Below are 23564 nucleotides of genomic sequence, written 5' to 3'. Positions count from 1 at the left end.
GCTCCTCCCGGTCAGTCGTCGGTGGGCATGGTGGCGCGGCGGGTCAGGTCGTAGCCGGGGAAGAGGGGGATGACGCCGGGGACGTGGACCGTGACCGTCGCGGTGGTGAGGTCGGGGCCCTTTGCGGGCGGCGGGACCCGTGGGTTGAGCCATCCGCTCACGGCGGCCTGTCCCGCCGCCCTGCCGTCGCCGCCCTGCGAGGCGACCCGCGCGGCGGCCCGCGCCCCGGAACCGGCCTGGTTGATGCCGTACCCGATGAGACCGAGCTGGATGGTCGCCATCCCGATCATCAGCAGGATGGGCAGGAACCCCACGAACTCCAGGATGGAGACACCCCGGTCCCCCCGGAGCCGACGCGCCGCGCGGAACCCACCGGCCGGGCGAAGCCTGACTGCGGCGCGGGGTCTGGCCGTGGCACGGAGCCGGACCGCGGCACGGAGCCGAGCCGTGGCGCGGCTTCCGGCCGTGGCGCGGCTTCCGGCCGTGGCGCGGCTTCCGGCCGTGGCGCGGCTTCCGGCCGTGGCGCGGCTTCCGGCCGTGGCGCGGAGTCGGGCGAACCCGCGGAGCCGGGTGGCGGGGTGGGACCGGGCGGCGGCGCGCTGCCCGGTCCCGGCACCGGGCCCGGTCGAGACCCGGGCCCCGGCCGTGGCGCGGAGGTCGCTCGTGGCACACGGTCCGGTCGTGGCGCGGTGACCGCTCGCGGTGCCGGGCCGGTTCGGGCGGCCGACCTCGTGCGGAGGGTGTGAGCCGCGTCGGAGGTGCGTGTTCATCCGGTGTCCCCCTCCAGTGCCGCGCCCGCCGTGCCCCGTACGTGGAAGCCGGCGTTGAAGCCCGGGAAGAACAGCGGGACGTCGACATCGACGGTGGCCTTCATGACCGGGCCCGCCGGGCCGCAGTCGATGCCCGCGCCCTTCCAGGAGCTCGGCAGATGCTTGCTCCCGGCGGCCGCGCACGCGCCCGGGACGTCACCGTGCACCGCGTACGCCGCGGTGGCGGCCCGTGCCGCCTCGTCCGCCGCGTTCCCCGCCAGCGAGTACGAGTAGCCGTACAGCACGCACTGCCACAGGATCGTCATGACGACGAGCAACAGCGGGAACATCCCGGCGAATTCGAGGGTGACGGCTCCCCGGTCACCGCCCCGGCGCCGCAGCGAGAGCGCGCCCCGGTCCGACGCGGAGGCCTTACGGCGCCTGCCGCCGCCCCCGCCTTCCTGGGGGACCACGAGTCCCAGCTCGGCGGCGAGCGCCCACAGTGCCTGCTTGACGGTCGAGCGGGCGTCCAGGTCCTGCAGCCGCCCCGCGTCGACGACCGACTGGAGCTCCTTGAAGGCGGCCGGGACCGCGGAGCGGGCGACCTTGGTGCCCGTGACGCGTTCGACGAGGGACGGCTGGATCTCCGTACCGCGGGCGAAGCGGTTCACGACCGTCGTGGTCTCCTCCGCCTTGCGGATCTGGAGGCGGTCCCACATACGGACCATGCGTTTGGCGGCGCGTACGGCGATGACGTCGGGGGTGACGAGGAGCAGCGCCCGGTCGGCCATCTCGACGGCGGCCGCGGTGGCGGAGTTCATCTGGGAGCCGCAGTCGACGATCACCACGTCGTGGCGGGAGCGGAGCGCGCCGAGGACCTGGCGGGCCACGCGGTCGGTGACCTCCTCGCCGCGTTCGCCCTCGGCGGGGGCCAGCAGCAGGGCGAGGCCGCTGTCGTGGGTGTAGACGGCGTCCTGGAGGACGCGCGGGTTGATGTCGGTGATGGCCGCCAGGTCGGCCACCGACCGGCGGAACTGCACGTCGAGGTACGAGGCCACGTCCCCGGACTGGAGGTCGAGGTCGAGCAGCGCCACGTTGTGTCCTGACGCCCGTGCGGCGAGGGCGAGTTGGACCGCGGTGACGGTGGCGCCGACGCCGCCCTTCGCGCCGGTCACCGTGATGACGGTGCCGCCGGGGCCCGCGTACAGCTCGGGCGCGCCGCTGTGCAGGTGGCGGCGCATGCCGGCGGACCACGCGGCGGCGGCCTGGACGCGTTCGGCGAGGGCGTCGTAGCCGAGGGGCAGGCCGATGATGCCGCGGGCGCCGGAGTCCATCGCGGCGGTGAGGACACTGTTGCCGGTGTCGGCGGTGATGAGGACGACGCCGACCGCGGGGAAGCGCATCACCAGGTCGCGGATGAGGTCCAACGCCGGTACGGGGCCTATGCGTTCATGGACCAGGACCACTTCGGGGAGCTCGTCGAGGGAGTCCGCGGCGAGCCGCGCGAGGGTGTCGAGGAGGGCCGTCGAGTCGGGTACGGGCGGGGCGGGTTCGGTGTCGGCGAGCTGGCTCAGCAGGGTGGTGAGCGCGCGGGCCGAGTCGATGTCGCCGACGGCGGGAAGGATACGGATGGTCATCGCCGAAGCCCCTCACTCACGTGCCGCACCCCGAACCATCGGCCCCGCAACCGGTCGGCCCACCGCAGACCGAACCACCGGCCCCGCAACCCGACGGCCTGCCGCTGACCTGACCATCGGCCCCGCAACCGGTCGGCCCACCGCAGACCGAACCACCGGCCCCGCAACTCGTCGGCCCGCCAAACGCGGGGCCCCCGGCCCGGCACCCCGCCAACCTGTCGCCACTCCCCGGACCACCGGCCCGGCAACCCCCCGGCCTGCCGCACACCGGGGCCTCGGCCGAACGTCCCCCGGGTTCCGCGCACGCCGGACCCCTCGGCCGGCACCTCGGGAACCTGCCGCCGCACCCCGGGCCCCCGGCCCGGCACCCCGCCGGTCCGACCCGCGTCGGGGCCTCGGTGCGGCACCCCGGGACGCCGCTGCGCGGCCGATCGTCGGTCCCGTCCGTCGTGTGTCCGGTGCGGCGACGCCGCCGGCCGTCGGTCCGGACCCGTGCGCGTCGGCCTCGTACGCGACCCTCCGCACCGCCCCGTGGGCATGGACCTCATGCGCGGCCTCCTACTTGTCCTCGTCGAGGGTGTACGTACGGTCGCCGGGTGCCACGATCGTGTCGGAGCCGCCCGCGACCAGGGCGAGCCGGACGTGCTGGGCGAACGACTCGGCGTACGCGACGCGTTGGGCGTCGGCGGTGTCGAGCGCGAAGGTGATCGGGACGGCCTGGGTGGCGCTGTTGCGCCGGTCGGAGCTGGACTGGTCCGCTTCGAGGGCGGTGAGCTTGCCGACGTCGATGACCCGGGCGTTCGCGACGATCACCTTGGACTGGTCCTTGCTCTTGTCGTTCGCGGCCTTGAAGGTGGCGTAGATGTTGACCTTCGAGCCGGGGTCGATCTTGCCCGCGACACCGGTCGAGGCGTCGATCATGATCGCGATCTCCTGCTGCCCGGCGGCCAGTCGGGGCTTGGCCACGATCATGTCGGCCTGCAGCAGGGAGCCCTTCTCCAGCTTGGTGACGGCGATCTTCCCGCGGATCCGGGAGAGGTCGGTGACGGCGGTGGACGACAGCCACCGCTCGGGCATCGAGACCTTCTCGAACTGGTCGGCCGACAGCTCCTTGTAGGGCGCGATGTCGTTCTTCAGGCGGTACGCCGTGACCTCCGGGCCGACCTTGGAGTTCACGTCGCGGATCACCGACAGGACCCCGGCGAAGGCGCCGAAGGCGCACAGGACCGAGAGGACCAGCAGGATGACGCCGCGGCGCTGGCGCGAGTTCACTGAATCTCACCTCGTGGGGCGGTACCGGGGAGTGGACCGAGCTGTCGTTCCTGCCGGGGATCCGGGGGGTGACCTCCGGGGTGATGCAGCATGTTCCGGACAACCTCGATCTACGGGGACGGCGGGGCCGAGCGGTCGTGCCTGGTGTGCTGTTCAGATGTGACCGAGGGGGCCTATGTGGCGCCTCGGGGCAGAGCGCGTACCGAAGAGGCTGCCCGGACAACGGTGGCCGGAAGCTCCTGTGCGGAAGACGGTGTGAGCGGGGCGGCGCAGAACCCGCAGCGGTCACCGATGAGTTCGAGGCCGCACCAGCGGCACTCGTCCCGCCGGACGGACGAGACGAGCTGGTAGAGGACGGAGACGTCGTACAGCCCGGCGGCGAACTCGACGAGTCGTGACGTCCCCCACCAGCGGACCGATTCCTCGGGCAGCGGGACGGTCGCCACGCCCTGGACCTGCCAGGCGGGCGCGAGGGTCGAGGTCACCCAGTCGGAGGGCGGCTGGCCCGCGGCCGAGAGCAGCCGGGTGCCGAACTCCGGTCCGGGCAGCTCGTCCTGGCCGACCCTGATCAGCTCGGGCCGCGGATTGGCGAGTACGGCGAACTGGGCGCCCGGCACCCATGACTTGGCGTGGGACTTCAGGGAGACCGGGACCCGGTCGAGCTTGGCGACCGAGCCGAGCAGAGCGCCCGCGTAGATGTAGTGGGCGAGCAGCCGGGCGGCGGAGGCGAGCACACCGGGGCTGAAGTCGCAGACGGAGAGCTGGCGCAACTGCTGCGCCAGCAGGGCGATTCCGAGCGGTGGCAGGTCGATGCCGAGCAACGCGATGCGGTCGCTCTCCAGGACGGAGCGGACGGTGTGCAGCCGGTGCGTGACGGCGCTCTCGGCGGAGGACGGGTAGAGGGAGATGACGTACCCGTGCTGTTCGATGAGCGCGTGCATCCCGGCGAGGGAGCTCTCCAGGGTGCCGAGCGGCTGGACGACCGCCGGCGGGGTCTGCCGGTCGTGCGGTGGGAGCACCAGATCGGGACTGGTGACGGCTATCGCGGTCGGCACGCTGCACACACCCCGTTCGCTGCGGCGGGGTGGTCAACCACCGCCTCAGATCGCCCCTTTATCGCCATGGAGCATCACGGACGACCACGCATACGGCCGCAGATCGTCACTGTGACGTCCTCTTGCATCAGCACCATATCCACGGCATGGCCCGCTCAACACCGAATCTCCGAGATCATCTCACCGAAGGTGCGGACGTGATCAACGCAGAGTAAGCCGGGCCGGACAACTGAAGTCTCCCGCAAGGGTGTTGAGAAGTCACAGGACTTGACAACCCGATTGGTCTGGACCAACTTGTACCCACCGACGGTGGCCACCGTTCCGTTCCCCCTCCCCCACCTCTCCCTGGAGGACCCAGTGGACCGCGTCATCCGTATGCCCGGGCGGAGATGGGCGGGAGCACTCGCCGCCGCCGTCACCGCGTCCGTTCTCTCGCTCACCGGCCTGGCCGGCCAGGCCCGGGCCGCCGACGTCAACAACGTCAAGAACGCCGGCTTCGAGTCCGGCCTCAGCAACTGGACCTGTTCGGCGGGCAGTGGCACGACCGTCTCCTCGCCGGTGCACGGCGGCTCGGCTGCGCTGAAGGCCACGCCCGCGGGGCAGGACTTCGCCCAGTGCTCCCAGACCGTCGCCGTGAAGCCCAGTTCGACGTACACACTCAGCGCCTGGGTGCAGGGGTCCTACACCTACCTCGGGGTGACCGGCACGGGGACGACGGACGTGTCGACCTGGACGCCCAACACCACCTGGACGCAGCTCACGACCACCTTCACCACCGGCGCCTCGACGACGTCGGTGGCGGTCTGGACGCACGGCTGGTACGGCCAGCCCGCCTACTTCGCGGACGACTTCTCGGTGTTCGGCCCGGACGGCGGCGGTGGCGGCGACCCCGCCCCGACGGTCCCGGCCACCCCGGCGGGCCTCGCCGTGTCCGGCACGACCTCCTCGTCCGTCTCCCTGGCCTGGAACGCGGTGTCGGGCGCGACCGGCTACAACGTCTACCAGGGCGGCTCCAAGGTCCAGGCGGTGACCGGAACCTCCGCGACCGTATCGGGGCTCGCCGCGTCCACGGCGTACTCCTTCCAGGTCTCGGCGACCAACGCGGCCGGTGAGTCGGCGAAGTCGTCGGCGGTCACCGGGACGACGACCGCACCCTCGGGCGGCGGCGGGGGCGGCGGGACCGTGCCGGCACATGCCGTGACGGGCTACTGGCAGAACTTCAACAACGGCGCGACCGTGCAGAAGATCTCCGCCGTGCAGTCGCAGTACGACATCATCGCCGTCGCCTTCGCCGACGCCACCAGCACGCCGGGCGCGGTGAGCTTCACCCTCGACTCGGCCGGCCTCGGCGGCTACACCGTCGACCAGTTCAAGGCCGACATCAAGGCCAAGCAGGCCGCCGGCAAGAAGGTCATCATCTCCATCGGCGGCCAGAACGGCACCATCTCGGTGAGCGACTCGACGTCGGCCGCGAACTTCGCCAACTCCGTCTACTCCCTGATGCAGACGTACGGCTTCGACGGCGTCGACATCGACCTGGAGAACGGCCTCAACGCGACCTACATGTCGCAGGCGCTGCGGTCCCTGTCCGCGAAGGCGGGTGCGTCCCTGGTCATCACCATGGCCCCGCAGACGATCGACATGCAGTCCACGTCGAACTCGTACTTCCAGACCGCGCTGAACATCAAGGACATCCTCACCGTCGTCAACATGCAGTACTACAACAGCGGTTCGATGCTCGGCTGCGACGGCAAGGTCTACTCGCAGGGCTCGGTCGACTTCCTGACGGCGCTCGCCTGCATCCAGCTCCAGGGCGGCCTCGACGCGTCCCAGGTCGGCCTCGGCCTCCCCGCCTCCACGAGCGGCGCGGGCAGCGGCTATGTCTCCCCGACCATCGTGAACAACGCCCTCGACTGCCTGACCAAGCTCACCAACTGCGGTTCGTTCAAGCCCTCCAAGGCCTACCCGGCGCTGCGCGGCGCGATGACCTGGTCGACGAACTGGGACGCCTCGGCCGGCAACGCCTGGTCGAACGCGGTCGGTCCGCACGTGCACTCCCTGTAGTCCCCACCGCCTCCTTCCCCCTTCCCCGGCGGTGCCCCTCCCGGCCCCGCTCGCCGCAGTCGCGGCGAGCGGGGCCGGTGCCGTTGCGCACGGCGGACGCGGCCGACGCCGTCCGGCGGGGGGCGGGCTCGACGCCGCCCGGCGGGGGCGGGTTCGGCGCCGTCCGGCGCGGCCGATTCCCGCCGACGTCTCTTTGTCGTCCATTGACCTGCTCATGCCAGAACCCTCACCATGAGCGCCACACCCGCACCAGACACGTCACCTTGAGCCACTCCCCAGCTCCACTCCCCCACAATTCCGGAGATCCCGGGATTACCGGAGAAACAAGGAGACACCATGCGATTTCGCCCACGCGGCAACGCACGCGCCGACGGCAGGAGCAGCGGCGGCCGACGCTCCGCCGTCCTCGCCGTCCTCGCCGCGCTCGCCCTCGCGGCTCCCCTGACCGCCACCGCCACCGACGCCACCGCGAGCGGGGCCAGGGCCCTTCGACCCTCGCCCGACGACGTCAGGCAGTACGAGATCCACCAGAGCTCGACCCCCGCGTCCCGTACCGAGATCCAGCGGTCGGGGGTCACCGTGGACGAGGCCGACCGGGAGACCGTCGTCGTCTCGGGCCGCGCGGACCAGATCGCCGCGCTGCGCCGGCAGGGCTACGACGTCACACCGCTGGGCGCGGCGCCCGACCGCTCCGCCGCCGGCGACGTACGCCTGTTCGACTTCCCGACGGCGGACGCGAAGTACCACAACTACGCGGAGATGAACGCGGAGATCGACCAGCGGCTCGCGGCCTACCCGAGCATCATGAGCAAGAAGGTGATCGGCAAGTCGTACCAGGGCCGGGACATCGTCGCCATCAAGGTCAGCGACAACGTCGCGACCGACGAGAGCGAGCCCGAGGTCCTGCTCACCTTCCACCAGCACGCCCGCGAGCACCTCACGGTGGAGATGGCGCTGTATCTGCTGCGCGAGCTCGGGGCCGGTTACGGCAGCGACTCCCGGGTCACCAACATGGTGAACAACCGCGAGATCTGGATCATCCCGGACCTCAACCCGGACGGCGGCGAGTACGACATCGCGAGCGGCTCCTACCGCTCCTGGCGCAAGAACCGCCAGCCCAACTCCGGCTCCTCGTACGTCGGTACGGACCTGAACCGCAACTGGAACTACAAGTTCGGCTGCTGCGGCGGCTCTTCGGGCTCCCCGTCCTCCGAGACCTACCGCGGCACGTCGGCCGAGTCGGCGCCCGAGGTGAAGGTGGTCTCCGACTTCGTGCGCGGCCGGGTCGTCGGCGGCAAGCAGCAGATCACCGCCGGGATCGACTTCCACACCTACAGCGAACTCGTGCTGTGGCCGTTCGGGTACACCACCTCCGACACGGCCACCGGGATGACGGCGGACGACGCCGCCGCGTTCAAGGCCGTCGGTCAGAAGATGGCCGCCAGCAACGGGTACACGGCCGAACAGGACAGTGATCTGTACATCACGGACGGCTCGATCGACGACTATCTCTGGGGCGCCCAGAAGATCTTCGACTACACCTTCGAGATGTACCCGACGTCCAGCTCAGGCGGCGGCTTCTATCCGCCCGACGAGGTCATCGAGCGGGAGACGTCCCGCAACCGGGACGCGGTGCTCCAACTTCTGGAGAACGCCGACTGCATGTACCGGTCCATCGGCAAGGCGGCGCAGTACTGCGCCTAGGCGCCACACCGGCCCATCCGGCCGCTCCGGCCGGTGATCCGCGCGCCCTTCGTGACCGGGCGCGCGGATCACCGTACCGCTTACGGCTTTTCGGCCTTGCTCCCGACCGTGTTCGCGTCCTCGGCCTCGGCCTCGTCCGTCTTCTCGGCCGACTCGGACTCCTCCGCCGCCTCGGGTGCGGCGACGGACGTGACGTCGTCGGCATCCTCGGTGGACTCCGTGGACTCGACGACCGCGGTGGCCTCGGCGTCCTCACCGTCCTCGAAGTAGGCGTCCAGGACGGCGTCGAGCTGCTCCTCCCACTCCTTGAAGCGTGCCCGGGCGTTCGCCTCGATCTCTATCGGATACCAGCGGCGCTCCGGCGTGTGCACCGTGATGGTGAACCGCTTGCCGAAGCGCGGCGACTCCGTCTCGACGGCGCCGATCTCGTCCCAGCGGAACTCGGCCTCCTGGTCGTCCAGGCGCAGCCGTACGCCGCTGTGGTCGGCCGTGATCGAGGCACGCCGGTCGGAGGCCTCGAAGACGGGACCGTCGGGGGCGGGGCCGGTTTCCGGGGCGGTCCCGGACTCCGTCTCCGTCCCGGAACCGGTCTCGTCCTCGGAGTCGGTCTCCTCTTCGGGCACGGACTCCTTCGGGGTCTCGGCGGCGGGCGCCTCGTCGGACGCCGCGTCGTCGGAGACCGTCTCCTCGGAGACGGTCCCCTCGGCGGCGGCCTCCTCGGTCTCCACGACCGCGTCCTTCGGCTCCGCCGGCACGGGTGACGTAAGCCCGGGGATGTACGCCGGGTTCACCGCGGCGGCGTCCAGGGGCTGGCTCTTCGAACCTATGCGCTGCTCCACAGCGGGAAGTATGGTCGAAGATCCTGTGTCGGACACAGCCAGCCCCGACTTAGCTATGCCTCTGTTACACGAAGAGACTCATCTCGGCCGTACGAAGCGGCCGACGGCCGCTGTACGCGGACGCCGGCCGCGGCCGTACGACGACGTCTGCCACGCCTACACGAAGACGCTGACCACGGCGGCCACGGCGAACCCCGCGACGGACAGCACCGACTCCAGGACGGTCCAGGTCCTGAGGGTGTCGCGCTCGCTGATGCCGAAGTACTTGGCCACCATCCAGAAGCCGCCGTCGTTGACGTGCGAGGCGAAGATGGAGCCCGCCGAGATCGCCATGATGACCAGGGCGACGAAGGCCTGCGAGTGGTGGCCCTCGACGAGCAGCGGCGCGACGATGCCCGCCGTGGTGACGATCGCGACCGTCGCCGAGCCCTGGGCGACCCGCAGGACCAGCGAGATCAGATAGGCCAGGACGATCACCGGGAGGCCGACGTCGTTGAAGGTGTCCGAGAGGGCCTGGGCGACTCCGCTGGCCTTCAGCACGGCACCGAAGACGCCGCCGGCGCCGACCACCAGCAGGATGTTGCCGACCGGCTTGAGGGACGAAGTCGACACGGTTTCCAGGGACTTGCGGGACCAGCCGCGCCGGATGCCGAGCAGGTAGTAGGCGAGGAGCAGGGCGATCGTGAGGGCGACGAAGGGGCTGCCGAAGAACTCGATGACCGAGCGGAGAGTGGAGGGGTCGAGGGCGACCGAGGAGAAGGTCGCCGCGAGGATCAGCACCAGGGGCGTACCGATGATGCCGAGGACCGTGCCGAGCGGCACCGGCTTCTCGTCCGGCACCGGCTTCCCGGTCGGCTCCGCCCCGTCCTGCGGACTGTCGGGCCCACCCGGCAAGGAGCCACCCGTACCCCGCTGTTCGGCGACGACGGCCCGCTTGGCCTCGGCCGCCGCCTCGACCATGTCCTGCGGTACGGGGACGAAGATCCGCTTGCCGATCCAGGCGGCGTAGACCCAGGCGGCCAGTACGGCGGGGATGCCGCAGACGATGCCCATGAGGATGACCCAGCCGAGCTGGACGTGCAGCAGCCCCGCGGCGGCGACCGGGCCGGGGTGCGGGGGCAGGAAGGCGTGGGTCATCGACAGGCCGGCGAGCAGCGGCAGGCAGTAGAGCAGGATCGACTTGCCGGAGCGCTTGGCGGCGGCGTAGACGAGCGGCGCGAGGACGAAGATGCCGACGTCGAAGAAGACCGGGATGCCGAAGATCAGGCCGGTCAGGCCCATGGCGAGCGGGGCCCGCTTCTCCCCGAAGAGGTTGAGCAGCCGGGAGGCCAACACCTCGGCGCCGCCGCTGACTTCGAGGATCGCGCCGAGCATCGTGCCGAGGCCGATGATGATCGCGACATGGCCGAGGATGCCGCCCATGCCGGTCTCGACGACCGATACCGCGGTGGACCGCTGGACCGTGCCGAACAGCTCCGTGACCGAGAGTCCGGCGGACAGGCCGACGGCTATGGAGACGGCGAGCAGGGCGACGAACGGCTGGAGCCTGACCTTGATGATCAGGAAGAGGAGGAGCGCGATCCCGAGGGCGGCGACCGTGAGCAGTCCGGCCGTGCCGTCGATGAGGAGCAGGAGACCACCGGTGTGCGGTGGTGTCTCCGGGGATGGGGCTGTCGCGGCGAGCGGATACGACGACATGGCGGGGGGCCTCGTTTTCGTGGGTCCATGGAGCTTTCGGGCAGGGCGGATCGCGGTGCGGCACCCCGGGTTCTGCGGGTGCCGCACCGTGACGTCGTACGCGGTGCGGGAGTTGCTCGGGCGTGGGCCCGGAGGAGCGGTGTGCGGGCAGGGGCCCGCACGGGCGACGTCAGCCGAGAACGGCGAGCACGTCGATCTCGACGAGGAGTCCGGCCGGCAGTCCGACGTAGACCGTCGTGCGGGCGGCGGGGGGCGCGGTGAGGCCCTGCTCCTCGAAGTACTGGTTGTAGATCTCGTTCATCTCGGCGAAGTGGCCGGTGTCCGTGAGGTAGACGCGGATCATCATCGCGTCGTCCCAGCCGGCTCCGCCCTCTTCGAGGATGGCCTTGACGTTGGCGAGGGTCTGGAGGGTCTGCTCGCGCAGGGTCGGTCCCGCGGGCGTCGGGGGCCTGCCCTCCTCGGCGGGCAGGAAGCCGACCTGGCCGGCGACCTGGAGGATGTTCCCCTTCCGCACACCGTGCGAGAACCTCGCGGGCGGGGTGGTGTGGGTCGAGGGGGTGAGGGCGGTCTTGTCGGTCATGCGGTGCTCATTCCTTGGAATCGTCCTTCGTGGGGGCCTTGCCGGAGTAGTCGCGGCTGATGGCGTCCGCCGTACGGCGCACCAGCGGGAGCAGGGTGAGGAGTTCCTCGGCGGTGACGACGACGTTGGGCGCGGAGACCGACATGGCGGCGGCGACGCGTCCGTCGGCGCCCCGGACGGGGGCGGCGACGCAGTTGATGGATTCCTCGTGGCCGCCGAGGTCGGTGGCCCAGCCCTGTTCGCGTACCGCCGCCAGCTCCTTGAGGAAGGCGGGGGCGTTGGGGGTCGAACGGGCCGTGTACATGGGGTAGTCGAGCTTGTCGGCGACGGCGCGGCGCTCGGCCTCGGGCAGGTCGGCGAGGAGCAGTTTGGCGACCGCGGCGACGGTGATGGCGACGGGTTTGCCGATCCGCGAGTACATGCGCACCGGGTAGCGGCTCTCCACCTTGTCGATGTAGAGCACCTCGTTCTCCTCGTGCACGGCGAGGTGGACGGTGTGTCCGCAGCTCTCGTTGAGGCGGACGAGGTGGGGGTGGGCGATCTCGCGGACGTCGAGGTTCTCGACGGCCTCCTGGGCGAGGGCGAACAGGCGGGCGCCGAGCCGGTAGCGCTGGTCGGACTGGCGGTACACCAGACCGTGTTCGTGCAGGGTGCGCAGCAGGCGGAGCGCCGTGGACTTGTGGACGCCGAGGCGGTCGGCGACCTGTCCGAGGTCGGCGGGGCCCTCGGCGAGCAGCGGCAGGATGCTCAGCGCTCGGTCGACGGTCTGGCTCATGGCGTACGTTCCTCCTCCGCGGCCCGTGCGTCGGCTGCGGTCCAGCCGGGGCCGAGACGAAGTGTCTCCCAGGCACGGTCGTCGAGAGCGGCCAGCCGGTCGGCGTGCCCCCGGGCGGGCGGCTCGGCGAGGTCGCCGGGCACGGTGAGGGCGGCGGCGGCCATCAGGTGGCCGTGCCGCAACCGGTCGCGGACGGGGAGGCCGCGCAGGGTGGCGGAGAGGAATCCGGCGGCGAAGGCGTCGCCGGCGCCGACGGCCGCGACGACGTCGACCCGCAGGGCGCGGACGAAGGTGACGGTGCCCGCCGCGTCCGCGGGCCTCCTGGTGTCGTCCTGGGCCCCCCGGGCCGCGCCCTCGCGCCCGTCGGCGGCGCCCTTCGCCCCCTCGGCCGCACCCTCGTTCCGGTTGGCGGTGTCCCCCGCCCGCTCGGCCGTGCCCTCGCTCCCGTCGGCCGTGCCGCTCGCCCCCTCGGCCGTGCCCTCGCTCCCGTCGGCCGTGCCGCTCGCCCGCTCGGCGGCGGTTGTCCCGCCGTCGGCGTTCCTGTCGTACACGACGGCTCCGTCCTTGCCGTACTTGACGACCAGGACGTCCGGTTCGGGCAGCGCGGCGCGGATCGCGTGCGCCCCGCGCAGTCCCCAGGCCTCGCGGGCCTCGTCGGCCCCGACGAAGACGATGTCGGCGCCGCGCGCGAGGTCGAGCAGGACGCGGGGTCCTTCGGGGTCGCGCCACAGCCCCGGGCGGTGGTTGACGTCGAAGGAGACGAGGGGGCGGCCGGGCCGGGGGGCGGTCAGTTCGCGCATCAGGGCCAGGCAGCCGTCGGACAGCGCGGCGGTGATGCCGGACAGGTGCAGCACGCGGCCGGACCGGGCGGCGGCCAGGTCCACATTCCCGGCCGTCATGGCCGAGGCGGCGGATCCGGCGCGGTAGTAGGCGACTTCGTGGGCGTCGGTCGCCCGGTCGCCCGCGGTGCGGAAGTAGACGCCGGTCGGGCGGTCGGGGTCCCGGTGTACGGCGGAGGTGTCGACGCCGTACGCGGCGATCGTCTCCACCAGGTGGTCGCCGAACCCGTCGGCGCCGACCCGGCCGACCCAGCGCGCGGAGTGACCGGCGCGGGCGAGCACGCAGGCCACGTTCGACTCGGCACCGCCGATGCCCCGCTCGAAGGAGGGCACGTCGGCGAGGCGTCCTGCCCGGGTGGGCAGAAAGGTGACCATGGACTCGCCGAGCGCCACCACGTCGACGGTGCCGGTGTCAGTGCCGGTGCCGCTCTCGATGTCGGCGTCGGCGTCGGGGGACGCGGCACCTGCGGGTCCGTTGCTGGTCACGGCGGTCGGGGCTCCTCGCTCTGGCGGCCGACGGCGGTGAACGGCACCGTTGACCCTGCGTTGGCTGGGATGTTAGACAGCAGTAAGCGACATACGCAATGAGCGTTGCACATGATGCAACGTCACACGCGCCGCACAACAGACAACAGGCAGACCAAGGAGGCCCCATGAGCGCCGACACCGCCGCCGCACCGCTGGCCGCTCTCGCGGCGGAGCGCGTCGACCACCGTTTCAAGGGCCTGCCTCCGGACGCGGACGGCCTGAGCGTCGGCGAGTTGGCCGGCCGGCGCCTCAACCTCTTCACGGACGGCTTCACCACCCCCGTCCTCGCCCTCTCCGCCGAGCGCCTGACCCACAACCTCGAACTCATGGAGACGTACGCCACCCGGCACGGCCTCGCGTTCGCCCCGCACGGCAAGACGTCCATGGCGCCTCAGCTCTTCTGGCGGCAGATCGAGTACGGCGCCTGGGGCATCACCCTCGCGGTCCCCCACCAGGTGCGGGTGGCCAGGGAGTTCGGCATCGACCGGATCTTCCTCGCGAACGAACTCGTCGACCCGGCGGCCCTGCGCTGGATCGCCGCGGAACTGGCCGAGGACCCGGAGTTCCGGTTCGTCTGTTACGTCGACTCGGTGCGCGGTGTGGAGCTGATGGACGCCGCGCTGCGCGGGAGCGCCCGTCCGGTGGACGTCGTCGTCGAACTCGCCGCCGGTGAGGGTGCCCGTACCGGCGTACGTACGGAAGCGGAGTGCGAGGCCGTGGCGGACGCGGTGGCCGCGACGGCGACGCTGCGGCTGGCCGGTGTCGCGGGGTACGAGGGCGAGGTCCCGGACGCGAACCCCGAGCGGGTGCACGCCTGGCTGCGGCGGCTGACCGCGCTCGCGGCGGCCTTCGACGGCGCCGGGCGGTTCAAGGGCCTGGACACGATCGTCGTCAGCGCGGGCGGCAGCGCCTGGTTCGACGCGGTCGCCGACGTCTTCGCGGAGATCCCCGAACTCTCTCTCCCCGTACTGAAGTTGCTGCGTTCGGGCGCGTACGTCTCGCACGACGACGGCCACTACCGGAAGCTGACGCCCTTCACCCGTATCCCGGAGGAGGGTGCCCTGCACCCGGCGTTCCGCCTCTGGTCGCAGGTCGTCTCCCGGCCTTCCCCCGAGCAGGCCTTCACCAACGCCGGCAAGCGGGACGCGGCCTACGACCTCGGCCTGCCCTTCGCCCAGGTGGTGCGCCGGGACGGCGAGGAGCGCCCCGCGACCGGCATCGAGGTCAGCGGGCTCTCCGACCAGCACGCGTGGCTGCGGACGGCCCCCGGGGCGGATCTGGAGGTCGGCGACTGGTTCGGCATGGGCCTGTCCCATCCGTGCACGTCCTTCGACAAGTGGCAGCTCATCCCGCTGGTCGAGGCGGACGGCACGGTCGTCGACTACATCCGCACGTTCTTCTAGGAGCGGGAGACACCCTCATGGATCACGCCGATCTCGTCATCCAGGACGTCGACGTCGCCGACGGCAGTGGCGCCCCCACGTTCCGCGCCGACGTGGCCGTCAAGGGCGGCCGGATCGTCGCGATCGTCCAGGAGGCCGCGGCGGCCGGCTGCCAACGGCCGCGCGGCACACGGGAGCTGGACGCCGAGGGCCTTGTCCTCGCCCCCGGCTTCATCGACATGCACGCGCACAGCGACCTCGCGCTGCTGCGGGACCCGGACCACAGCGCGAAGGCCGCCCAGGGGGTGACCCTCGAAGTCATCGGCCAGGACGGCCTGTCGTACGCGCCGGTGGACGACCGTACGCTCGCCGAGGTCCGCCGGACGATCACCGGCTGGAACGGCCACGGCGACGACATCGACTTCGACTGGCGCTCGGTGGGCGAGTACCTGGACCGCCTCGACCACGGCTTCGACGGCGAGGGCATCGCGGTGAACGCCGCCTACCTCGTCCCGCAGGGCACCGTCCGGATGCTCGCCGTCGGCTGGGAGGACCGCGAGGCGACCCCCCAGGAGCTGGACCGGATGCGGCAGTTGGTGGCGGACGGCTTGCGGGAGGGCGCGGTCGGGATGTCCTCGGGACTGACGTACACCCCCGGGATGTACGCCCGGGACGCCGAACTCACCGCCCTGTGCCGGGTGGTGGCGGAGCACGGCGGCTACTACTGCCCGCATCACCGCTCCTACGGTGCGGGCGCCCTGGAGGCGTACGAGGAGATGGTGACCCTCGCGCGCGAGGCCGGCTGTCCGCTCCATCTCGCCCACGCCACCATGAACTTCGGCGTGAACGAGGGGAGGGCGCCGGACCTCCTCGCCCTGCTGGACAAGGCGCTGGCGGGAGGCGCGGACATCACCCTCGACACCTATCCGTACACCCCCGGGTGCACCACGCTCGTGGCGATGCTGCCGAGTTGGGCGGGCGAGGGCGGACCCGAGGCGGTTCTCGCGCGGCTGCGGGACGACGCGACGGCCGAGCGCGTCCGGCACCACATGGAGGTCGTGGGCGCGGACGGCTGCCACGGCGTCCCCATCGCGTGGGACACGATCGAGATCTCGGGGGTGAGCGACCCCGGCCTCGGCCCGTACGTGGGCCGGACCGTCCGGGAATCCGCCGACCTGCGCGGCGAGGCCCCCTGGACCACCGCCCGGCGCCTGCTGGTCGAGGACCGGCTCGGCCCGACGATCCTGCAGCACGTCGGCCACGAGGAGAACGTCCGGGCGATCATGCGGCACCCCGTGCACACCGGCGGCTCCGACGGCATCCTCACCGGCGACAAGCCGCACCCGCGCGCCTACGGCACCTTCCCGCACTATCTCGGCCGGTACGTACGGGAGTTGGGCGTCCTCTCGCTGGAGGAGTGCGTCGCTCATCTGACCGGCCGCCCGGCCGCCCGGCTGCGGCTGCCCGACCGCGGTCTCGTCCGCGAGGGGTACCGCGCCGACCTGGTCCTGTTCGACCCGGCGACGGTCGCGGCGGGTTCGACCTTCGCGGCGCCGCGCACCCTGCCGACCGGTGTCCCGCACGTCCTGATCGACGGCCGTTTCGTCGTGGAGGACGGGCGCCGGACGGACGTCCTGGCGGGACGGGCGGTCCGCCGCACGGCGTGACCGCCCGCCCTCCCGCCGTGCTACGGCTTGGGCAGGACGCAGCCGCTCGCGCTCAGGTTGAGCTGGTTGCCGGTCGTGAAGCAGGCCGGGATCAGATAGGTCTCCTCGGCGTAGTTGATGCCCTGGTGAATGGTGACGTTTCCGTTCGCGTCGACCTCGCACGGGTTGTCCACCGTGCAGGTCTCACCGTCCTCGTTGCCGGTGTTGTTGACGGCGACGACCTTGCCGGTCGACTGGTCGATGACGGGCGAGCCCGAGGTGCCGCCGATGGTGTTGCAGGCGGAGGTGTAGCGGACCGAGTCCTTCCAGGTCCAACTGCCCTCCTTCAGGCGGTACACGAACCCGTCGATGCTGCAGTTGTAGAGACGCTTCCAGTAGCCGGAGGCCACCGTGATGGCGGTACCGGCGGTCGGGTGCGTGTCCTGCACGGTCAGCGCGCTGATGCCGTACGAGCTCTTGATGGTCGCGTAGGTGCTGGTGAGCTGGTAGATCGTGATGTCCGTGTCGGTCATCGTCGAGTACGCGACCTTGCTCGCGCGCAGGGTCGCGACCTTGGTGCCCGCCGAGTTCAGCAGACCGAAGGTCCGGCTGGACGACTGCCCGACGATCACCTCACCGGGGTCCGGGAAGCCGGTCTCCAGGCAGTGGCCGTTGGAGAGCACGAGTGCCGGGTCGGTGTCCGCCGAGTTGGGGAAGCGGATGACCGAGCCGGAACAGTTGCTGAGCGCGACCGTCCCGGCGAGGCTGACGGCCTGGAGCGTGGGCGCCGCCGCCTGGGTGCCCGCCGCGGTGTCCGTCGTGACGGCGGAGGCCGACACGCGCGCGGGAGCCGGGTGGGGGGCGGGTGCGGCGACCGCGGGTGCCGCGCCCGCCCCGGCTATCACCAGGGCGAACAGAGCGGCGACGAGAGGCTTTCTCATGTGGGGGTCCCCTCTTGCGACGTGGGGCGACCGAAGGTCATCCGGTCACCTTCTGTTGACCGGAGGTCTTCCGGTCATCTGTTTGTCATGCGCATTGTGAGGGGGGAGGGGAAGGTGAACAAGGAGCCGTTTTCGGCCTAAGGGGCGGAAACCTCGTAGGCCTCCTCGGTGTAGCGGAAGAGCAGCGCGCCGCTCGTGGCGACCCTCGCGCCGAGTGCCGCGGCGCGGGCTTCGCGGTTCGGGGTGGTGCGGCTGGTGAAGAAGACGGCGGGCCCGGAATACCGCCCGCTCTCCCGCCAGCGGCCCAGATCGGTGAGCCCCGCCTCCCGGTCGAGTCCGCGCTGCACGTCGGAGATGAGCAGGTCGATCCGGGTGCCGCCGAGGACGTGCTCGGCGCGGTCCCGGTCCGTGGCCACCCAGACGCGGCCGCCCCGCGCCTCCAGCAGCTCGGTGAACCGGGTGTTGCGCTCGGGGTGGTCGTCGATCCAGAGGATCCGCATGCCGGAGTACGGCATCCCGGCGTCCGAGGGGCCGGCGCCGCCCGGCCGCACGGACGAACCGGGCTCCGGTGTTCCGTCCGCGGGATCCGGCGCGAGCCGGGGCGCCCCGCGCTGCAACTGCCCCACCAGGTCGTCCACCTCGGTGAGCGCCATCAACTCCTCGATGAGCCGGACGAAGTTCGGGTCGAGCACCAACTCCGGGAATCCGGTGGGCAGATGCTCCTCCAGCCGGGCGAGGAGCGCGCGCCGGTCCTCGGGCCGGCCCGGCTCCGGCGCGACCAGGTCGTAGGCGAGCAGACAGCTCACCGCGACCGGCCAGGTGCCCTCCGCGGGCTGCGCGAACGGCTGGCTCAGCACCCGCCGGGTCGCGCGGTAGCGGAGGAACTCCCGGGCCGCGTGCACATCGGCGCCGTCGCGGGCGAGCAGCACCCGGTAGAACTCGGGGTACAGCTGCTGGAGCAGCAGGACCCGGATCACCGCCTCCGAACTGAACGACTCCCAGACGGGGTTGAGCGCGCACTCCAGGCCGAAGCCGTTGATGAGCCGCTTGATCCGGCGCGGGTTGCGGGCGGAGCGCAGGGCGATCAGCTCGGCGAGGTGGTCGCCGAGCAGATCCCGGATGCCGGAGCGTTCCGCGCACCGGTCGACGTACGCACGGACCTCGGCGACCGCCGGGACCGGCACCCGGTAGCTCGTCTGGAAGATCTTCTCCATGAACGCCGAACCGGCCGGCGAGAGATCCCGCAGCAGCCCGCTCGGCCCCAGCGCGGAACGGTCGCACCCGATGACGAAGGCGAGTCCCGGCACGTCCAGGTACACCTTCACCGCCTCGCACACCGCGAGCACGGTCTCCTCGGAGCAGCGGTCGAGGTCGTCGACGAAGACGACGAGCAGACGCCGGGTGTCGAACGACGTGGACTCGGCCCAGTCCGCCGTGAGTTCGCGCAGCGCGTCCCGCATGGCGTTGCGGGACCGGGCGTCGACGGAGAGGTCCCGCCAGAGCCGGTCGACGAGGGCGGCGACCCCGAACGGCGCCGCCCCGAGGGTCAGCGCCGCCCGGACGACGCCGATGAGTGCCCGTTGTTCCGACACCCGGTGCAGCGCCCGCCGCAGCGCCCGCCGGTCGAACCGCATCAGGACGGACTTGATCAGGCCTTCGAGGGCGTCGGCGCCCGTCGAGGTCCAGGCGTTGTACCAGACGGTGTTGACGCCCTCCCTGGTCCGCAACTCGGCGTCCACGAGCCGCATCAGGCTGCTCTTGCCCATGCCCCACCCGGCGTCCACCGCGAGGGTGAGCGGGGTCGCGGCGCGTGAGTCGTGGAGCAGTTTGGCGAGTTCGCGGGCGGCCCGTCCGGTGCCCAGCAGATCGTCACCCGGCCCGGCCACCGGCTCGTCGTTCAACAGCGAGAATTCCATGCCCTGCCTCCCCCTTGCGGCAGGGTCAACCTACTGGGGCCGAGGGCTAGCCTCCGCCGCCGTGCCCGTGACCGTGTCCGTGCCCGCCGGTGCCGGATGTCGCCGAGGCGGTCGGGGTCGTCGGGCCGGGCGGGGTGGGGGCGGCGGAGGTCGTGGGCGCGGCGGAGGCGGAGGACGCGGGGGCGGTGGAACCGCCCGGTGACGCGGCGCCGCCCGAGGTCGTGGGCGCGCCCGGGGAGGCGGCGCCCGCGCTGCCGGAGGGGGCGGCCGATACGGCGTGAGGCGCCGATGCCGACGTGGTGGCCGGCGGGGCGGCCAACGGCTGCGCCGAGGAGGCCGCGGTCGATCCGCCGGCCGGCTGCGCGGGTCCGGTGGCGAGGTGCGCGGGCCCGGCGGTCCGCACGGGCGTGCCGCCCGGTCCCCCGGACACCCCGGAGTCGAACACGCCCGCGACGGCGACACCGAGGACGACGACTCCCGCCGCACCCCCGGCCACGGCCAGCCGCCGGACCGTCCGCGCCCGGCGGTGGCGTACCTGCCGCGCGCGCCGCCCCGCCGGGACGCCGGGTACGACGGCCAGGACGGTGGTGTCGTCGCCGTCCGCGTACGCCTTGCGCCAGCCGTGCGCCTCGGCCGGGTCGGCGTACGCCTCATAGGCCAAAGGCGTGGCCCCGTCGCTCTGCGGGAGGTACACCGTCGGCCGGGCTTCGGGATCGCCGGACTGCCAGGACATGATCGCGCATTCTAGGTACCACCAGCGCTTTCGGCGCAGCCGGTGGACAAAGACGTTCGAACCGCCACGTCTCACGTGGTGAAAAACACGCCCCGACGCGCGTTACGCGGCCGTAAGCTCACGGACATGCAGGTGATCCAGTCCACGAAGCTCGCCAACGTCTGCTACGAGATCCGGGGCCCGGTTCTTGAGGAGGCGATGCGGCTCGAAGCGGCCGGTCACCGCATCCTCAAGCTCAACACGGGCAACCCGGCCGCCTTCGGGTTCGAGTGTCCGCCCGAGATCCTCGAGGACATCCTCCGCAACGTCTCCTCGGCGCACGGCTACGGCGACGCCAAGGGCCTGCTCGCCGCCCGCCGCGCGGTCGTGATGCACAACCAGACCCTCGGGATCGAGACGGACGTCGACCACGTCTTCATCGGGAACGGCGTCTCCGAGCTCATCGTGATGGCGATGCAGGGACTGCTGGACGACGGGGACGAGGTCCTCGTACCGGCCCCGGACTACCCCTTGTGGACCGCCGCGGTCTCCCTGTCCGGCGGCACCGCCGTGCACTACCGCTGCGACGAGCAGTCCGACTGGATGCCGGATCTCGCGGACGTGGAGCGGAAGGTCACCGACCGCACCAAGGCGATCGTCATCATCAACCCGAACAACCCGACCGGCGCCGTCTACGACGACGCGATGCTCCGGGGGCTCACGGACATCGCCCGGCGGCACAACCTGCTGGTCTGCTCCGACGAGATCTACGACAAGATCCTCTACGACGGCGCCACGCACACCGCGACCGCCAAGATCGCCCCGGATCTGCTCACCCTCACCTTCAACGGCATGTCGAAGGCGTACCGGGTGGCGGGCTACCGCGTCGGATGGATGTCGGTCTCGGGGCCGCGCGCGCACGCCGCCTCCTACATCGAGGGTCTGACGATCCTCGCGAACATGCGGCTGTGCGCGAACATGCCGGGACAGCACGGAGTGGTGGCGGCGCTCAGCGGACGGCAGACGATCAACGAGCTGGTCCTGCCGGGCGGACGCCTGAAGGAGCAGCGGGACATCGCGCACGAGCTGCTGACGCAGATCCCCGGTGTGACCTGCGTGAAGCCGAAGGGGGCGCTGTATCTCTTCCCGCGCCTCGACCCGAAGGTCTTCAAGATCAAGGACGACCGGCAGATGGTGCTCGACCTGCTGCGCCGCGAGAAGATCATGGTCGTCCAGGGGACGGGCTTCAACTGGCCCGAGGCGGACCACTTCCGGGTGGTCACCCTGCCGACGGTCGCGGACCTGACGGACGCGGTGACCCGGATCGGCACGTTCCTGGACGGCTACAGCCAGCCGTGACACCCGCGGGGGCACGCGGTGCGCTCACCCTGCGTACGCGCCGTGTCCCATTGTGCGAACCGGCTCAACTTTAGACGAAATCCAAGCTAGGATGGCTTCCTGTCAGGCACAGGAGGCCATCCCATGTACGAACCGATCCGCACGAAGTCGGTCCACACGATGGCCGGCACCCCCTCCCCCGACTTCCCCCACCGGTCGCGCGAGGAGGAGCTGGACATCCAGCTCGCCGGTCACCTCGCGGCCCTGCTCGCCGTCACGGACGAGATCCGCGCGCTCGCGCCGTCCGCCGACCTGGACGCCGGCGCCGAGCGGCTCACCGAACAGGTGACGCGGCTGCGCGGCGGCTCCGCCCCGGTCCGCGCCCCGGCCGCCGACGCGTCCCGCGCGTCCCGTCTCGTGACACTCCACCGGCGCGCCCACGCCCTCGCGGGCCGCGCCCTCGTCGTGGCGGCCTCCCGCGCCGACACGGCCGCGGCGATCCTCTCCGCCGAGCGCATGGACGCCCACGCGCAGGCCGCCGAACCCCGCGAGCTGGCCACCCACTGACCCCGGGCCCCCGAGCCCGAGGCCCCCGAACGGCCCCGGTCCGCGCGCTCCCGAGCGACGCGCGGACCGGGCGCCACACACCCGTCGCGTCCGCCCCGCACAGGGCCGCACACAGGACCGCGCGCAGGGCCCCGCACGCCCACGTAGCGGCACTCTCCCCTCCGGTTGCGTACCGGGACCCGGTGGTCACCCCGTGTTCACCCCCCGAGACGGGGAACGTTGGATTCCGAGGTGCACGCTCCAGGCGTGAGACGCATCGCGGGAATCGTCCTGGCGGTCCTGTTGATCGGCGGAGTGGCAGCAGCCGTCGTCGCGGGCCGCACTGGTCAGGACAAGGGCACGGCAACGAAGACCGTGCACGGAGTGATCGGTTCGGAGAAGGCGGACTTCTTCGCCGATCCCGACGTGGTGAAGGCCCTGGCCGCCAAGGGCTACACCGTGAAGACGGAGACCTCCGGGTCCTGGGCCATGGACGGCCTCGACCTCAAGGGGTACGACTTCGCCTTCCCCTCAAGCCAGGCGCCGGCCGACGAGCTGGCGGACAAGTACCACGTCCGCCAGCCGCTGCCCCGGCCCTTCTACTCGCCCCTCGTCGTGGTGGCCCACCGCAGCGCGGCCCGGGTCCTCGCCGCGAACGGGCTGGCCACCCTGGACAAGAACACCGGCACGCTGAAGATGGCCGCCTATCTGGACGCGGCCCGGCACGACCGGACCTGGCAGCAGCTCAAGGGAGCCACCGCGCACGGTGAGCTGACCGGCACGCTGTACATCGCCAGCACCGACCCGGAGACCTCCAACTCCGGCGCGCTCTACCTCGCCGCCGCTTCCTATGTCGCCGACGGCGGGCGCGTCGCCACCGACAACGCCGCCGTCGGCCGCACCGCGCCCCTGCTGCACCGCCTCATCAGCGTCCAGGGCGCCCAGCAGCCCAGCAGCGACGCCGAGTTCGGCGACTTCATCAGCGGCGTCGGCAATCCGCTCGTCCTCGTCTACGAGTCGCAGGTCGCCGCGCTGCTCGCCGGGGGCCAGGACACCGGCGACCTCACGGTCCTCTACCCGGACACCACCGCCAACAGCGACCACACCGTCGTACCGCTCACGCCCGAGGGCCGCGCGCTGGGTGAACTCCTCAGCACCGACCCGACGTTGCGCAAGCTGGCCGTCCGGCACGGATTCCGGCCGCGAGGGGCGACCGGCGAGTTCACGGCGGCGACCGCCGCCCGTGCCACGTATCTCAACCAGAAGCTGACCGGCATCCGGCAGGTCCCCGTGCCCGCCTACCAGGTGCTGCGCGAGATGGCTCGCCGGGCCGGGAACTAGGG

General features: G+C 71.8%; 19 protein-coding genes. 7 read left to right on the top strand and 12 right to left on the bottom strand.

Translation table 11 applies throughout. The features are described from left to right. Nucleotides 1-11: 11 nt before the first annotated feature. The 4 genes from ACIQRL_RS19420 to ACIQRL_RS19405 all read right to left on the bottom strand — a co-directional run bounded on the left by ACIQRL_RS19420 (nucleotide 12) and on the right by ACIQRL_RS19405 (nucleotide 4713). Nucleotides 12-326: a TadE/TadG family type IV pilus assembly protein gene (locus ACIQRL_RS19420; RefSeq protein ID WP_401333367.1), complete on the bottom strand. Its 315-nt coding sequence runs from the start codon at nucleotides 324-326 to the stop codon at nucleotides 12-14. 440 nt (nucleotides 327-766) lie between these two features. Beyond that, complete coding sequence (locus ACIQRL_RS19415) at nucleotides 767-2386, bottom strand: CpaE family protein (protein ID WP_401332781.1); 1620 nt, start codon at nucleotides 2384-2386, stop codon at nucleotides 767-769. Nucleotides 2387-2944: 558 nt separating this feature from the next. After that, nucleotides 2945-3658, bottom strand: a complete 714-nt coding sequence (gene cpaB, locus ACIQRL_RS19410) for a Flp pilus assembly protein CpaB (RefSeq protein WP_401332779.1) — start codon at nucleotides 3656-3658, stop codon at nucleotides 2945-2947. A 173-nt stretch (nucleotides 3659-3831) separates the two neighbouring features. Further along, nucleotides 3832-4713 (bottom strand): hypothetical protein, encoded by an 882-nt coding sequence (locus tag ACIQRL_RS19405; protein ID WP_401332777.1) that lies wholly within the window; start codon nucleotides 4711-4713, stop codon nucleotides 3832-3834. 375 nt (nucleotides 4714-5088) lie between these two features. Here ACIQRL_RS19405 and ACIQRL_RS19400 point away from each other — a divergent pair, with 375 nt between their 5' ends. Together ACIQRL_RS19400 and ACIQRL_RS19395 are read left to right on the top strand one after the other, a co-directional pair. Beyond that, nucleotides 5089-6777, top strand: coding sequence for a chitinase (locus ACIQRL_RS19400; RefSeq protein WP_401333365.1), 1689 nt, complete (start codon nucleotides 5089-5091; stop codon nucleotides 6775-6777). Between the two features lie 336 nt (nucleotides 6778-7113). Continuing rightward, a complete protein-coding gene (locus ACIQRL_RS19395) occupies nucleotides 7114-8481 on the top strand; it encodes a M14 family metallopeptidase (protein WP_401332775.1) in 1368 nt (455 codons plus the stop codon). Between the two features lie 80 nt (nucleotides 8482-8561). Here ACIQRL_RS19395 and ACIQRL_RS19390 read toward each other — a convergent pair whose 3' ends face one another. From ACIQRL_RS19390 to ACIQRL_RS19370, 5 genes are all read right to left on the bottom strand, one after another. Further along, the gene (locus ACIQRL_RS19390) at nucleotides 8562-9320 is read right to left on the bottom strand and encodes a hypothetical protein (protein ID WP_401332773.1); all 759 of its coding nucleotides are present in this window, start codon (nucleotides 9318-9320) and stop codon (nucleotides 8562-8564) included. A gap of 156 nt (nucleotides 9321-9476) precedes the next feature. Then, entirely contained in the window at nucleotides 9477-11018 is a 1542-nt protein-coding gene (locus ACIQRL_RS19385; protein ID WP_401332771.1) for a GntP family permease, read from the bottom strand. A 169-nt stretch (nucleotides 11019-11187) separates the two neighbouring features. Next, nucleotides 11188-11598: a RidA family protein gene (locus ACIQRL_RS19380; RefSeq protein ID WP_401332769.1), complete on the bottom strand. Its 411-nt coding sequence runs from the start codon at nucleotides 11596-11598 to the stop codon at nucleotides 11188-11190. Between the two features lie 7 nt (nucleotides 11599-11605). After that, on the bottom strand, nucleotides 11606-12373 hold the full coding sequence (locus ACIQRL_RS19375; RefSeq protein WP_401332768.1) for an IclR family transcriptional regulator: 768 nt from the start codon (nucleotides 12371-12373) through the stop codon (nucleotides 11606-11608). After that, nucleotides 12370-13698 (bottom strand): sugar kinase, encoded by a 1329-nt coding sequence (locus ACIQRL_RS19370; protein WP_401332766.1) that lies wholly within the window; start codon nucleotides 13696-13698, stop codon nucleotides 12370-12372. Before ACIQRL_RS19370 ends, ACIQRL_RS19375 begins: the two co-directional genes overlap by 4 nt. A gap of 167 nt (nucleotides 13699-13865) precedes the next feature. Here ACIQRL_RS19370 and ACIQRL_RS19365 point away from each other — a divergent pair, with 167 nt between their 5' ends. Beyond that, nucleotides 13866-15143 carry an amino acid deaminase gene (locus ACIQRL_RS19365; RefSeq protein ID WP_401332764.1) on the top strand — a complete coding sequence of 426 codons (1278 nt, stop codon included), beginning with the start codon at nucleotides 13866-13868 and terminating at the stop codon, nucleotides 15141-15143. Between the two features lie 17 nt (nucleotides 15144-15160). Then, nucleotides 15161-16789, top strand: coding sequence for an amidohydrolase family protein (locus ACIQRL_RS19360; protein WP_401332762.1), 1629 nt, complete (start codon nucleotides 15161-15163; stop codon nucleotides 16787-16789). A gap of 20 nt (nucleotides 16790-16809) precedes the next feature. Here the strand turns inward: ACIQRL_RS19360 and ACIQRL_RS19355 are convergent, their stop codons facing one another. From ACIQRL_RS19355 to ACIQRL_RS19345, 3 genes are all read right to left on the bottom strand, one after another. Next, nucleotides 16810-17709 carry a serine protease gene (locus ACIQRL_RS19355; RefSeq protein ID WP_401332761.1) on the bottom strand — a complete coding sequence of 300 codons (900 nt, stop codon included), beginning with the start codon at nucleotides 17707-17709 and terminating at the stop codon, nucleotides 16810-16812. Nucleotides 17710-17846: 137 nt separating this feature from the next. Further along, entirely contained in the window at nucleotides 17847-19625 is a 1779-nt protein-coding gene (locus tag ACIQRL_RS19350; protein ID WP_401332759.1) for a P-loop NTPase fold protein, read from the bottom strand. Nucleotides 19626-19671: 46 nt separating this feature from the next. Next, the gene (locus tag ACIQRL_RS19345; RefSeq protein WP_401332757.1) at nucleotides 19672-20358 is read right to left on the bottom strand and encodes a hypothetical protein; all 687 of its coding nucleotides are present in this window, start codon (nucleotides 20356-20358) and stop codon (nucleotides 19672-19674) included. 126 nt (nucleotides 20359-20484) lie between these two features. Between ACIQRL_RS19345 and ACIQRL_RS19340 the strand changes: the two genes are divergently transcribed. The 3 genes from ACIQRL_RS19340 (at nucleotide 20485) to ACIQRL_RS19330 (ending at nucleotide 23562) form a co-directional block, all read left to right on the top strand. After that, nucleotides 20485-21696: a pyridoxal phosphate-dependent aminotransferase gene (locus tag ACIQRL_RS19340; protein ID WP_401332755.1), complete on the top strand. Its 1212-nt coding sequence runs from the start codon at nucleotides 20485-20487 to the stop codon at nucleotides 21694-21696. Nucleotides 21697-21819: 123 nt separating this feature from the next. Next, entirely contained in the window at nucleotides 21820-22242 is a 423-nt protein-coding gene (locus ACIQRL_RS19335; protein WP_401332753.1) for a hypothetical protein, read from the top strand. Between the two features lie 246 nt (nucleotides 22243-22488). Further along, the gene (locus ACIQRL_RS19330) at nucleotides 22489-23562 is read left to right on the top strand and encodes a hypothetical protein (protein WP_401332751.1); all 1074 of its coding nucleotides are present in this window, start codon (nucleotides 22489-22491) and stop codon (nucleotides 23560-23562) included. The last annotated feature ends 2 nt before the right edge of the window (nucleotides 23563-23564 follow it).

This window comes from Streptomyces sp. NPDC091209 (genome assembly GCF_044757755.1).
GTDB lineage: Bacteria > Actinomycetota > Actinomycetes > Streptomycetales > Streptomycetaceae > Streptomyces.
This window is presented reverse-complemented; position numbering and strand designations above follow the sequence as displayed.